12 protein-coding genes and 3 tRNA genes are annotated in these 12,863 nt (G+C 63.6%); 4 read left to right on the forward strand and 11 right to left on the reverse strand.

What is annotated here, in order from left to right; genetic code table 11:
* The first annotated feature begins 65 nt into the window (after window positions 1-65).
* From AC0Z6F_RS05345 to AC0Z6F_RS05355, 3 genes are all read left to right on the forward strand, one after another.
* Window positions 66-254: a hypothetical protein gene (locus tag AC0Z6F_RS05345; RefSeq protein WP_012510606.1), complete on the forward strand. Its 189-nt coding sequence runs from the start codon at window positions 66-68 to the stop codon at window positions 252-254.
* A gap of 31 nt (window positions 255-285) precedes the next feature.
* Complete coding sequence (locus tag AC0Z6F_RS05350) at window positions 286-477, forward strand: hypothetical protein (protein WP_012510605.1); 192 nt, start codon at window positions 286-288, stop codon at window positions 475-477.
* A 229-nt stretch (window positions 478-706) separates the two neighbouring features.
* The gene (locus AC0Z6F_RS05355; RefSeq protein ID WP_004152220.1) at window positions 707-1,048 is read left to right on the forward strand and encodes a hypothetical protein; all 342 of its coding nucleotides are present in this window, start codon (window positions 707-709) and stop codon (window positions 1,046-1,048) included.
* A gap of 91 nt (window positions 1,049-1,139) precedes the next feature.
* On the opposite strand, the gene AC0Z6F_RS05360 is transcribed toward AC0Z6F_RS05355, so the two are convergent.
* From AC0Z6F_RS05360 to uvrB, 3 genes are all read right to left on the reverse strand, one after another.
* Window positions 1,140-1,214: transfer RNA gene (locus tag AC0Z6F_RS05360), tRNA-Val, on the reverse strand.
* Between the two features lie 98 nt (window positions 1,215-1,312).
* Window positions 1,313-1,387, reverse strand: a tRNA-Val gene (locus AC0Z6F_RS05365).
* A gap of 106 nt (window positions 1,388-1,493) precedes the next feature.
* Window positions 1,494-3,518 (reverse strand): excinuclease ABC subunit UvrB, encoded by a 2,025-nt coding sequence (gene uvrB, locus AC0Z6F_RS05370; RefSeq protein WP_012510603.1) that lies wholly within the window; start codon window positions 3,516-3,518, stop codon window positions 1,494-1,496.
* Window positions 3,519-3,688: 170 nt separating this feature from the next.
* On the opposite strand from uvrB, the gene AC0Z6F_RS05375 reads away from it, so the two are divergent.
* Window positions 3,689-4,183 (forward strand): GspH/FimT family protein, encoded by a 495-nt coding sequence (locus AC0Z6F_RS05375; protein ID WP_100434384.1) that lies wholly within the window; start codon window positions 3,689-3,691, stop codon window positions 4,181-4,183.
* A gap of 51 nt (window positions 4,184-4,234) precedes the next feature.
* Here the strand turns inward: AC0Z6F_RS05375 and AC0Z6F_RS05380 are convergent.
* From AC0Z6F_RS05380 to ppnN, 8 genes are all read right to left on the reverse strand, one after another.
* Window positions 4,235-4,311 (reverse strand) — tRNA-Asn (locus tag AC0Z6F_RS05380).
* Window positions 4,312-4,358: 47 nt separating this feature from the next.
* Window positions 4,359-4,766 carry a type IV pilin protein gene (locus AC0Z6F_RS05385; protein ID WP_004152186.1) on the reverse strand — a complete coding sequence of 136 codons (408 nt, stop codon included), beginning with the start codon at window positions 4,764-4,766 and terminating at the stop codon, window positions 4,359-4,361.
* Window positions 4,767-4,789: 23 nt separating this feature from the next.
* Window positions 4,790-8,554 (reverse strand): pilus assembly protein, encoded by a 3,765-nt coding sequence (locus AC0Z6F_RS05390; RefSeq protein WP_485617818.1) that lies wholly within the window; start codon window positions 8,552-8,554, stop codon window positions 4,790-4,792.
* Window positions 8,555-8,567: 13 nt separating this feature from the next.
* A complete protein-coding gene (locus AC0Z6F_RS05395) occupies window positions 8,568-9,089 on the reverse strand; it encodes a pilus assembly PilX family protein (protein ID WP_153675232.1) in 522 nt (173 codons plus the stop codon).
* A 5-nt stretch (window positions 9,090-9,094) separates the two neighbouring features.
* Entirely contained in the window at window positions 9,095-10,252 is a 1,158-nt protein-coding gene (locus tag AC0Z6F_RS05400) for a PilW family protein (protein ID WP_004152183.1), read from the reverse strand.
* Between the two features lie 8 nt (window positions 10,253-10,260).
* Window positions 10,261-10,758 carry a type IV pilus modification protein PilV gene (gene pilV / locus AC0Z6F_RS05405; protein ID WP_004152182.1) on the reverse strand — a complete coding sequence of 166 codons (498 nt, stop codon included), beginning with the start codon at window positions 10,756-10,758 and terminating at the stop codon, window positions 10,261-10,263.
* Window positions 10,755-11,270: a GspH/FimT family pseudopilin gene (locus AC0Z6F_RS05410; RefSeq protein ID WP_485617821.1), complete on the reverse strand. Its 516-nt coding sequence runs from the start codon at window positions 11,268-11,270 to the stop codon at window positions 10,755-10,757. Before AC0Z6F_RS05410 ends, pilV begins: the two co-directional genes overlap by 4 nt.
* 173 nt (window positions 11,271-11,443) lie before the next feature.
* Window positions 11,444-12,832 carry a nucleotide 5'-monophosphate nucleosidase PpnN gene (gene ppnN, locus AC0Z6F_RS05415; RefSeq protein ID WP_004152180.1) on the reverse strand — a complete coding sequence of 463 codons (1,389 nt, stop codon included), beginning with the start codon at window positions 12,830-12,832 and terminating at the stop codon, window positions 11,444-11,446.
* Window positions 12,833-12,863: the final 31 nt, after the last annotated feature.

Genomic DNA, 12,863 nt, shown 5'->3' on the forward strand with positions numbered 1-12,863 from the left:
CCACAACCGGCACCCCGGTGCCTTCGGCAACTGCAACACCACACTGCCAACCCAAGGAGATACACATGATCGGAAAGAAAGTGCTTTCGTCCGTCGCTGGTATCGTCGTTGTCGCCGCGCTCTCATTCGGCGCTGCCCAGGCCTTCGCCACTCCGGCCAAGACCGGTTTCGCGCCAGGCTGCGAACCGCATCCGCAGTGCCCGTTCGGCAGCTCGGGCAAGCATGGCCAGGTACTGTGCTGCGATCCGCTGTAATCCACTTCCACGCCGACTCCTGGAGATACCTATGATCGGAAAGAAGCTGTATGCATGGATGGGTGGCGTCGCCATCGTGGCCGCGCTCTCCTTCGGTGGTGCCCAAGCCTTCGCGGCTCCGGCCAAGACGGGATTCGCTCCCGGCTGCGAGTACACGCCAGGTTGCCAGTACGGCGGCAACGGCCGCTGGAGTGGTGGTCGCGTCTGCTGCCAGGTGCCCTGACAACGGCAGAGTCGACAGACCGGACTCCCGTCCACCGAGCGTGGATGTGACGGCCAACCCGCATTGGCCACAACGCCGGGCCGCCTCAAGGGCGGCCCGGCACTTTTGCCCCCACGTTTCATCCTCTCCGGGCCGCATTGGCACGCGCTTTACCGGCTTTCGTCGCATACCGGTTTCACACGGCAGTTGGCAGTGACACGCTGGACTCCCTTCTCCGGAGCACCGTGCCATGCCGATGCTTGCCCTGCTGCTGTTGTGCGCTGGCCTGTTCGGTAGCGATGCCGACACCGGGGATTCCGCCCTGCGTGGCCAGATCCTGCAGGCCGAGGCCGAGCGCGTGGCAACGCCATCGGCGCCGCGCCGGGGTACCGAAGCGCCGACCCTGCAGCTGTATCACCTGCGCCAGGATCGCGTACTGCGCCTGGGCAACCAGCGCCCCCTGCCCGATCCGGCTGGCGGCCCGCACTCGCAAGCGGGCTCGGCGCACGTTGCACAGCTCTGGGAACGGGTGGACGGCCACTGGAAGCTGCAGCGGATGGTCAGCATCGACGATCTGGTCACACGGCACTGATCCACCGAAAGCCACCAGGAACGAAAAAAGCCGACCACAGGGCCGGCTTTCATCGTGATCCACCGCTGCACCGGCAGTGCCGGGAGCCAGGTGGTGGGCGGTACAGGGTTCGAACCTGTGACCCCTACCATGTCAAGGTAGTGCTCTACCGCTGAGCTAACCGCCCATCTTGTTCTTGCCGCCCGAAGGCTGGCCCTGCTACGTAAAAACCCGGCGCCAGGGCCGGGCTTTCCAGTTCACGACAGCCCTCCTGTGAAGGCTTCGTGGTGGGCGGTACAGGGTTCGAACCTGTGACCCCTACCATGTCAAGGTAGTGCTCTACCGCTGAGCTAACCGCCCGTATTGCTTCTGCATTTCCGCGAATGCGTCGGTGCAGGCCGCGTATATTACGGATGGCGGCCGTGAAGCGCAACACTTTTGTGAAGATGATGCTGCACTGCCGCGTTCAGCCGAGGCTGGCCTCCTTCAGCTGCCGGATCTGGTCGCGGACACGTGCGGCATCCTCGAATTCCAGGTCCTTGGCATGCTGGTACATCTTCTGCTCCAGCGCCTTGAGCCGGGCCGCCAACTGGGCCGGACTGAGCGAACGATAGTCGGCCGCTTCCTCGGCCACCCCGGCCCTGCCCTTGCCTTTGCCCTTCTTGGCTTCCTTCTCGGCCGCATCCGACCTCGCACCTTCCAGCACATCGACGATCGGGCGCGCCACCGAGCGCGGCACGATGCCGTGCTCCTCGTTGTACTCCACCTGCTTTGCACGGCGACGGTCGGTCTCGTCGATCGCCGCCTGCATCGAACGGGTGATCTTGTCGGCGTACAGGATCGCCTTGCCACGCACATTGCGCGCGGCGCGACCGATGGTCTGGATCAACGAGCCGGTGGAGCGCAGGAAGCCCTCCTTGTCCGCGTCCAGGATCGCCACCAGTGACACCTCGGGCATGTCCAGGCCTTCGCGCAGCAGATTGATGCCCACCAGCACATCGAACTTGCCCAGACGCAGGTCGCGGATGATTTCCACGCGCTCGACGGTGTCCACATCCGAGTGCAGGTAGCGCACGCGGATGCCATGCTCGGTGAGGTACTCGGTGAGGTTCTCGGCCATGCGCTTGGTCAATGTGGTGACCAGCACGCGATCACCCGCCTTGATGCGCTCGTTGGCCTCGCTCATCAGGTCATCGACCTGGGTACCGACCGGGCGGATCTCCACCACCGGATCGATCAGGCCGGTCGGTCGCACCACCAGTTCGGTGATCTCCTCGCCCGCCTCGCGATACTCGTACGGCCCCGGCGTCGCCGACACGTAGATGCTGCGTGGGCAGCGCTCTTCCCATTCCTCGAAGCGCAGCGGACGGTTGTCCAGCGCCGACGGCAGGCGGAATCCGAACTCCACCAGCGTCTCTTTGCGTGAACGGTCGCCCTTGAACATGGCACCGATCTGCGGAATGGTCACGTGCGACTCGTCGATCACCAGCAGCGCATCGGGCGGCAGGTAATCGAACAGGGTCGGCGGCGGTTCACCGGCGTTCTTGCCGGTCAGGTGGCGGGAGTAGTTCTCGATGCCGTTGCAGAACCCGACCTCGGCCATCATCTCGATGTCGAACTGGGTGCGCTGGGCCAGGCGCTGCGCTTCGACCAGCTTGTTCTGCGCATACAGCTGCTCAAGCCGCTCCTTCAGCTCGACCTTGATGGTTTCCACTGCTGCCAGCACGCGTTCGCGCGTGGTTGCATAGTGGGTCTTCGGGTAGACCGTGAAGCGCATCAGGTTGCGCATCGTCTCACCGGTCAGCGGATCGAACAGGGTGATCTTCTCGACCTCGCCATCGAACAGTTCGATGCGCAGCGCTTCGCTGTCCGACTCGGCCGGGAACACGTCGATCACCTCGCCGCGCACGCGGAACGTACCGCGCTGCAGTTCGTATTCGTTGCGCGTGTACTGCAGCTGGGTGAGGTGATTGATCAGGTCGCGCTGGTCGATGCGCTCGCCCTTGGAAAGGATCAGCCGCAGCGACAGGTAATCTTCCGGCGCGCCCAGGCCGTAGATCGCCGACACCGTCGCCACCACGATCGCGTCCGGGCGCGACAGCAGGGTCTTGGTCGCGGCCAGTCGCATCTGCTCGATGTGCTCATTGATCGAACTGTCCTTCTCGATGAAGGTGTCCGACGATGGCACGTAGGCTTCCGGCTGGTAGTAATCGTAATAGCTGACGAAATACTCCACCGCGTTGTGCGGGAAGAACGCCTTGAACTCGCCATACAACTGCGCCGCCAGCGTCTTGTTCGGCGCCATGATCAGCGTCGGCTTCTGCACGTTCTGGATGACGTTGGCGATGGTGTAGGTCTTGCCCGAGCCGGTCACGCCAAGCAGGGTCTGCTTGGCGATGCCCGCTTCGAAGTTGCTGGTCAGCTTCGCGATGGCATCAGGCTGGTCGCCCGCCGGCGAGTACGGCGAGACGAGTTCAAAACGGTCGCTCATGAGGGGGCCAGTTCACGGGAAAGGTAAGTATACGAGGCAAGGGGTGACGGCCGGCTGAGGGGTTATCCGGCGCTCCGGGACGGCAATGCCCGAGGGCGCACCCAGTGTCGGGCGGGGACGCTGAGCACATGAGCGCGCCCTCCCCCCCCTGCACCCACGGATCGCGTGGCATGCACCTGGTCGAGCTGCTGGCGGTCGTGGCGGTGCTGGCCGTGCTGCTGGCGGCCGGCTGGCCCTCCCTGCAGTCCCTGCTGCTGCGGCAGCGCGCAGATGCCCTGCAGTTGAGCCTGCATGCGGGTCTTTCCAGTGCCCGCAGCGAAGCCCTGAAGCGGCGGGAGCTGATCGGCGTGTGCGCCAGCGATGATGGACTGCACTGCACCAGCGACTGGAGCACCGGCTGGATCGTCTACCGCAGCGGCACCCGGCGAGGACCGCCGTCATCATCCGACGTGGTACTGACGCACCAGCGCGGGCGTTCCGATGTCCTGATCCTGGCCCAGGCCAGCAGTGGCCGCCCGCAGCTGTTCTTCCAGGCCGACGGGCGCAGCCCCGGCGCCAATCTCACCCTGCGCATCTGCGCCGGCAGCCAGCTGCATGGCAAGCTGGTGGTCAACAACGGCGGGCGCACACGCAGTGAACGCGTGGACCGCGGCATGCCTTGCTGAACATGCGCGAAAAAAGCAAAAGCCGCGATTTCTCGCGGCTTTTGCAGTATCTGGCGCCCGAAGTTGGACTCGAACCAACGACCCCCTGATTAACAGTCAAGTGCTCTAACCGGCTGAGCTATTCGGGCGGGGAGGCGCATTGTACTGACCGTTTACCGGAAGATCAACACCCGATTCACCAACAGTCCGAAAGGGTCGCTTCAGCCGTCTTGCGGTTGGCCTGGTCCAGGCTCAGCTTGCCGCAGCTGTCCTTGGTCTGCGTGCCCTGTGGCGTGGCGGTGATGGTGAAGGTTGTACCGTCCCCCTTGTACGCCAGGTTGTAGCGGGCCGTTCCGCCTTCGCGTGGCGAGACCTTGCTCGGCAGCGCGAATCCGGAATAGGAATTGTTGCTTGAGTGGTAGCGCTCGGCACGCTGCGCATACTCGGCCAGGTCCGCCTTCACCACCGCGCGATGCGATCGCCTCACGTAGTTCTGATAGGACGGAATTGCGATTGCCGCCAGGATGCCGATGACGATCACCACGATCATCAGCTCGATCAGCGTGAAGCCAGCCGCACGACGAGGCGAGGAGACAGCAAGCATGTGATGGGTTCCTTGCATCGGAATCATTGGAGCTGGCGCCAGGATTGGCGACCGCAGGGATAAGGCAGATACAGCGACTGGCTGCCGGCGGCACCGGCGGCCATCCAGCACGAACTGCCGCCAGGTGGGGACTTGTCCGTCGGACGCGGCAGCACCGACAAGGAGACATCACGCACTGGCGCAGTGCCTCCCGTCTTCAATGCAATGGCTGCCGTACCGGAAGCAGGCCGGCTACCGGTCGGTGATCCATAGCGTACGTTCTCCAGCATTGGCGCACCGCTGATCGAGGACAGTCCGAACAGCCAGTTCGAGCCACTGGTCGAACAGCCGACCGACTGCATGTTGGGCACGTAGGTCGGCATGAAGACGATGCCGCTGACCAGCAGTGGATTGCCGACAACACGCTCACCGTTGCCGGCCGGCAACTGGATCATCCAGCCTCTCGCACTGGCCGGGGCCGTTCCTGCACTGATCTTGCGCTCATCGCTGTTCGCGGCCGGCGCCGCTGCTGTGTAGGGAACCAGATTGGCAGCGGTCAGCGTCGAGGTCACACTCTTGCCGGACAGGTCGTTGACCGCATACAGCGCCTGCTGCGCCTTGTCATCCTTGTCACTGGTGAACGAGAAGCTGCCGGTACCGAAGTAGAGCATCACCCCGCCCGACGGACCGGTTGCAGCAGTCATACCACCTGTGATCGGCTGCCGATAGCTCTTGCCAGAGGAATCCTGGCTGAGCTGGCTGGTGAACACCGGCACGGTCAGCGTGGTGTTGGCACTGCTGGTCAGGTCGAACTTCCACAAGGCACCGCGCTGGTCCGCCGCATAGACCGTGTCCGCCAATCCGTCACGACCACGTACATCCTGACCCGCACCCGTCCAGCGATCGACCACGACCACGTTGCCCAGGCCGTTATCACCGGACACGGTGGAGCCGGTGGCACCTTCCACAGCCTCGATCATCCGGATGTCGCCACTGGCCATGTCGACCACGAACAACACAGCCTTTCCGTTGGCGCTGCCATAGCCGTTGCCGAAGATCGCCTTCCACGCCACACCCGTTCCGCTCTTCACAGGCACGATCACTGGCTTGCCAAGCACGAATCCGATGCTGTTGCGCACCTCGTCCTTCAGCGAAGAATTGATGTCACTGATTTCCCAAAGCACGTTGCCGGTGCCGAAGCTGCCCGGCGCACTCACATCCAGCGCGAATACCGAGCGACCACCCGCACCGGTGGTGCCAACCAGACTGGTCTGCCAGGAAGTGCCATTGAAGGTGTCGGATACGGCAACCGGGCCATCGACGTAATAACGATGACGGAAGGTCTGGTCAGACGTATCGGACTTGTAGGGAAACAGCAGGTTGGCCATGTGACCAAGCGCCGTGGCCGGAATGTAGGCAAAACTCTCGCTGCCACCGGCACCGTCCTGCTTGGCATCGGCCCCCATGCCGCCGTCGAAGGCGTGCAGCATGCCGTCGTTGGCGCCGACATAGACCATGTACCGGCGCGATTTGGCTTTGGCAGCAAGGTAGTCGGTGTAGCTCTTGGCCAAGGTCCCGCCCAGCTGGCGGTAACCAAAGTCGTCCAGCGGCGAACTCACCACCGGCGCCGAATTGACGATGTCGCCCAGCGGTGTTGTCCGGTCACGGTACTTGCCGCCGTTGCGGACCTCGGTTGAACTGTCCGCACTGAGATAGTTGATGGCACTGGCAAGATCGGCCTTGATCGTCGTCAGCTTGTCCGTCGAACAGACCAGCATCGATGCGTACTTGCCGCTGGGCTTGCTGCACAGATCCTGCAGGCTGATCCGGGCACTGTTGAAGTCCACCGGCGCACCGGCCTTGTTTGCCACAATCCGCCGTCCAGACGGGGAAAGACGACTGGAGGCCTCCCATACCTCGGTGAACTCCGCCACCTGATCCGCGTTAATCTTGACGCTGGCAGCGCTCAGCTTGCTCGACCAGTCAGTGCCACTGTTGGTGATGTCATAGCGGGGCGTGACCGCCAGCGAGCCTGCGCCGATGCGCGCGCCACTGATACCGATCGTGCCCGACGGCGATGCACCACCGGTGATCGAGGACAGCACGCGTCGCATGGCCTCGGTCACATCAGCCGGCGTCTGCGCGTTGATGAACTCACCGCGGGTGTTGACAGCGGCATGCCACAGCTCATCGATGACGGTACCGTCATCGACATCCAGCGGATTGCCGTTGCCGGCCCAGTTTGGCGCGTTCTTGTACGGGTCCTCGGTTGCGGACTGGTTGACACCGTAGATGCGTCCCTGCGCACCGAGGGTCACGCCATAGAAGTTCATGTGCAGATCGGTCTGGCAGTCCAGACGCTTCCAGTCCGGACTGCCCTTGTCCAATGTGTTGCACTTGTCACTCACCGGCACCTGACCGGCCGGGAAGCTGGTCCCGGTGCGAAGTGGCGTACGGGCACCGGCATAGGCGGCCGCCGCGATGTCGGCAATGGTGTTGCTGTAGCCATCGGCGAAAGGAATGGATGGCAAATGGGTCGAGTTCACCGAGTCAGCGTCACCGAAGGACCCATTCGGCGCATTGCCGGAGTTGGTATAGCCGTCGGTGAACAGCATGCCGCCATTTCGCTGGCAGGCCAGCTGCACAGGCGCGTCGGTATCGGTCCGCCGGAACTGGTCGACCAGGTACTCCACTGCGCGCCGGTTGGGCGTGCCGCCATTGGCGGTCAGGGCGTAGATCTGCTTGTACAGGTCAGCTCGGTTGGTAACCATGTCGTACATGGTCGCGTTGCTGAGCTTGTTGATGGTGAAGTAACCCACGCGCATCGTATCCACGCTCACCAGCGCGGCGGTCGAGGAGCCGACAATGGCCAGCACACGGTTGCGGTGATACTGGAACCAGTTGGCGAAATTCTGGATTGCCGCGTTGTAGGCCGCCGGGCTTGTGTAATTGCCCGACTTGATCTGGTAGCGGCGCATGTTGCAGCCCGGGCCACAGGCACCGCTGATCACCGGACGATTGGTGTCATCGGTCTTGTATCCGGCGGGTGCATCCGCGGCAGCAGGCAGGTAGAACGTGGCCGGGAAATAGTTGATCGCATAAGTGGTGTTGCCGGTGTTGCTGATCCCAGCAGTCTTCCATCCACCGTCCCACCAGCTGTCGACATAGTACTCATTGCCAGTACCACTAAGGTCGGGAATCCGCATGCCGTTGACGAACTGGAACTTCTCGGAAGTATCAGCGCGATTGACCGTCATGTTGTAGACGGCGTTGTAGCCGCGCTGCCCGGAACGCGGATCGGCGCGGGTCTGGGTGATCGTCGCGTCGGCCCATAGCGTGCCATCGGCGTTCGTCCACGGCCTATAGGTCACACCCGGATTGAAATAGCTGGCGTTATAGATATGCGAACGAGCAAAGCCGTAGATATCCAGCGGCGGAATGGCGCGCCCTGGGCTGTACTCCTTGTTGAAATCCGCATGTGGGTAGAGGTAGAGGTAGCAGTCTACCGAGTTGTTGGCGCATGCCGAGCCAACGCTGAAGAAGCTTCCATCGTTGTTGAAGAAGCTACTCGTATTGCTGTTCCAGCGCATGCGCCCGTCACCACCTGGGAACATGCGTTCGAAGTTCATCGAACCTGAATCATCCACCGCCATGATGAAGGCCGGCGTCGCACGCGTCTGCACGTTCATCGGCTCCTGTGCCAGCACACCCTGAGCCTGGGCGGCAAGCAGGGTATGCGCCAGATAGCCACCAGCGGCCAGAACAGCAAGGCCGATGCCTGCCAGGATTCTGCGATTGCGCGTTTTCATGGGTTCCCCACCCTCACAGCTTGAATACGGTATCGATCGCCGCACGCGACGTCGCATCACCGGTTGAGTCACCGGCATAGGTGGTGATCTGGTAAACCGGCGTTGGCTTCTCCACCGACCTGCCCATGTCCAGAGCACCTTCCCCCTGGATGCACCCCTGGATTTCACGAACATTGACGGCAGGCTTGCTGCCCAGCTTGGTCTTCGCTACCCACCCGGACGGATCGAATCCATCGTCGCACTGCTGGCTGATGTCAGAGGCTGACACCGCTGGGTTGTCCCCGGCATCCTTCCGGTTGGCGATGTTCTCCACTGCATTCTCGACACTGCGCGCTGCACCCTCGGCGTTCTGGAATGCCAGGCTGCCAGCGCGGTAGCCCGATGCCATGCGCTCCTGCATGCCTGCCACCTGCATGCCTATCACTCCCAGCAGGGCCAGCAGAATCAACAGGATCAGCGAGATATACAGCACCGCACCACGCTGGCGGGCAGGACCAGAGAAGGAACGACGCGGAAAGCGAGTAATTGGACGCATGGTCGTCAGTTCCCGAACAGGCGGTTGCGAAGCGCAACGGAGACTTCATAGGCCCCGCGATGACGCTGATCATAGGGATCGCCCGGCGCGATGGTCACCCCGAGCACGCCCAGATAGTTGTCGGCCGTACCCGGTGCTTCGGCCGAAGCGCGCTGCGGGCTCCTGGCCAGCAGGCCGACCTGCACCATGCCGACGCGCCGCCACGCGGCGGTTGCCGTCGCATCGGTAGCGGTACTGACACTGCTGGCTACACGTTGATCGACGATGCGCCCGGTGGGCGGCGTAGCCAGAGCGATGTCGGTCGTCGCATCCAGGCCGTACAGGACCTGCATGTTCTCGATGCCCTCCACCAGCTCCTCACCGGCACCGTAACCACCCGCGCCATTGGCACGTGCCCGGAACAGCGATGGCTCGTTGTTGCCGTTGGTCGCGATGTAGTACACCAGGCCATCAGCGCGGTACAGCATGGTCATCGCGTTGTTGACCGAGTAACCCGTGAGGTCGACCTTGTCGACCTTTACCGTAGAACCAGTGATGGCGCCCGAGAACACGTCGGCACGGGTGCAGTCTGCAAGCGCGAATACGGTGGGAGTACCCGCGGCATTGGCCTTGAGACGCGCCATGCCGTCGCTGGATACGGTCAACGTGGTGGCGGTGCCGTCCACGCTTGCCGATGCGAGCACGGCTCCCTCCGGGCTCAGCAGCCGCAGCACGAGAATGTCGCTGCCGGGCAGCGGCTTCGGCTTCAGATCGGTGATGCTTTTGGGCACCGAGCCTGCGGCACTCCATGCCCGACCCAGGGTCAGGGTGTTGGTCGGCGCGGTGCCGGCAGCTTCATAGCCCTGTACCGGTACAGAGAAGTCCAGAGGATCACCGCTGCCGGAAGCGATTCCCAGGTTGTAGCGGACATCGCCCGTGTTCTTGATCACATGTGCCTGGTCGTTCACGCAACCGAAATGACCGGCCATGCGCAGGTCGCGCTGCAGGAAATCCAACGCGAAGCGGGCATTCTCCTGGGTGCGGGCAGCGCCCTCGGACAGGCGCGACGCCGCGCGGGACGCAATGAATATCTGGGTGATGCCCAGCATCAACACCAGGCCGATGACCATGGCGATCATCAGTTCGATCAGCGACAGGCCGCGGATTCGCGAAGACGGACTCATGGGCACGTTCACAGGAAAGTGGTCAAGCCAAAGGTGGTGAGGCTGTCGGGATTCTCGGGGTCCCAGCGCTGGTCTCCCCAGGTGATCGCGACACTGACCTGACCGGTGCTCTGGGTGAACTTCACCTCCGCACTGGCCTTTTCGCCAAGCGTTTTGACGACCTCGCACTGCCAGCGGGCCACGTTGGTCTTCGGCGTCACTGCGGCGCCGGTCGGCCAGGCGCAGGCGCCCTTTGCGGTCACCGAGCCGGCCGAGAACGAAGCGGCGGAGTAAGCACCTCCAGCCAGGGTATCGGTGCGCTGGGCGCGCATCAGTTCGATCAGGTCATTGGCCAGATTGGTGGCCTGGGTACGGTAGTTCGCACTCTGCACGAAGCGGACATTGGTGGTCTGCAGCAAGGCGAAGCCCAGCAGTCCGAAGGCAAGGATCAGCACGGCCACCATCACCTCGATCAGGCTGAAACCGCCCTGCGAGGAACGCGGGCGGGCAAGGTTGCGTCGGCTCATGAGCAGGTCCCCTTGGTCGCCCGGACCTGGCCGGACTGGTTGATCGTCAACGTACTCTTGGGCTCACCGGTCTTGCAGCTGTCCGGCGACAGCACCAGCGTCTGGTCCGCAGCCGCCCTGCGCCGGCCGCGACCGTCGAACGCGATGGTCGCGCCCGCAGGCCCCACCACGCTCAACTGAGAGTTGCCCTGCGAAAACCGCAACACGGTGTCACTGCTCCCCAACTGGCCATCTCCATCGAGATCCGACCATGCCAGGACGCCCTTGGACCACTCGCCATCGCAACCGGTGCCATCGGTACTGCCACAGACGCCACCACCCCGGCTGTTGCGGATGCCTTCGCTTCTCGCCAGGCCGGTCAGCGCAATCAGTTCATTGTTGGCGGTCGCCAGGCGGTTCGAGCGGATCATGCCGCGGAAACTGGGATAGGCGATCGACGCCAGGATCACGAAGACGGTCAGCGTGACCATCAACTCAATCAATGTGAAGCCGTTTTGCCGGCGCAAAGACATTGGACGCTCCCCAGCGTGTTGATGGCCACGATGGGCCATCGCCCTGCCACCGGCAAGCGGCGGCAGGATGAACGGTCAATCCGGGGTGACCGGCGTCAAAGGGTTGACAGGCCCTGCCCTGTCGGCCGCCCGGGGCGGGGGTCGGAGCCCGATGGGATCCGACCCCGGGCCGATCAGGCCAGCACCTGGTAGCAGGGCTGGTATTCGCCGGAGATCTTCATCCGGCGCTGCTCGACGAAGGCACGCAGCAGCCCATCCAGGGCCTGCATCATGTCCGTATCGCCATGGATCTGGAACGGCCCGAACTGCTCGATGCGGCGCATGCCATCTTCCTTCACGTTGCCGGCCACGATGCCCGAGAACGCCCGGCGCAGGTCGGCCGCCAGCGCGTGCGGCGCACGCCCGTGGTGCAGGTCCAGCGCGGCCATCGCCTCGTGGGTCGGCACGAACGGCTGCTGGTATTCCCACGGAATCTCGATCGACCAGTTGAAGAAGAACGAGTCCTTCTGCGCCAGGCGGTGTTCGCGCACACGCTTGATGCCGTTGGCCATCTTCTTGGCTACCGCCACCGGATCACCGATGACGATCTCATAGCGCTCGGCGGCCGCATCGCCCAGGGTCAGGCGGATGAAGCGGTCGATCTGCTCGAAGTACGGCGCCGCCACGGTCGGGCCGGTCAGGATCAGCGGGAACGGCAGGTCCTTGTTTTCCTCGCGCAGCAGGATGCCGAGCAGGTACAGGATCTCCTCGGCGGTGCCGACGCCACCGGCGAACACGATGATGCCGTGGCCGATGCGGACGAAGGCCTCCAGGCGCTTCTCGATGTCCGGCATGATCACCAGGTGGTTGACGATCGGGTTTGGCGACTCGGCGGCAATGATGCCCGGCTCGGTCAGGCCGATGTAACGCGTCACGGTACGGCGCTGCTTGGCGTGGGCAATGGTGGCGCCCTTCATCGGGCCCTTCATCGCGCCCGGGCCGCAGCCGGTGCAGATGTCCAGGCCGCGCAGGCCCAGCTCGTAACCCACCTGCTTGGTGTACAGGTATTCGTCGCGCGAGATCGAGTGGCCGCCCCAGCACACGACCAGATTCGGGTCGCCCGGGTTGAGGATGCGTGCGTTGCGCAGCAGGCCGAACACCGCGTTGGTGATGCCTTCGGACGACTCCAGCTCGGCCGCGTAGGCCGGGCCCATCTCGATGGCCATGTAGGCCAGGTCTCGCACCACCGCGAACAGCAGTTCGGCGACACCGCGGATGATCTCGCCGTCGACAAAGGCCATTGCCGGCGCATTGACCAGGTCGATACGCACGCCGCGATCCTGCTGCGCCACCTGGATGTCGAAATCGGGATACAGATCGCGCGCCGCGCGCGGATCGTCAGAGGCACTGCCGCTGGTCAGCACGGCCAGCGCGCATCGGCGCAGCAGCTCGTGCATGCCGCCGGCAGATGCATCGCGCAGGCGAGCCACTTCGGCCCGCGACAGCACATCCAGCCCACCGCGCGGGTAGATCCGCGCGTCCTGCACCGGCAGTGCACGGGCTGATTTTTCGTTCGTGGTCATGTCCAATTTTTCGCTTCCTTCAAGGTTTCCG

This window comes from Stenotrophomonas sp. 1L-E-5-B-C3, from assembly GCF_057292075.1.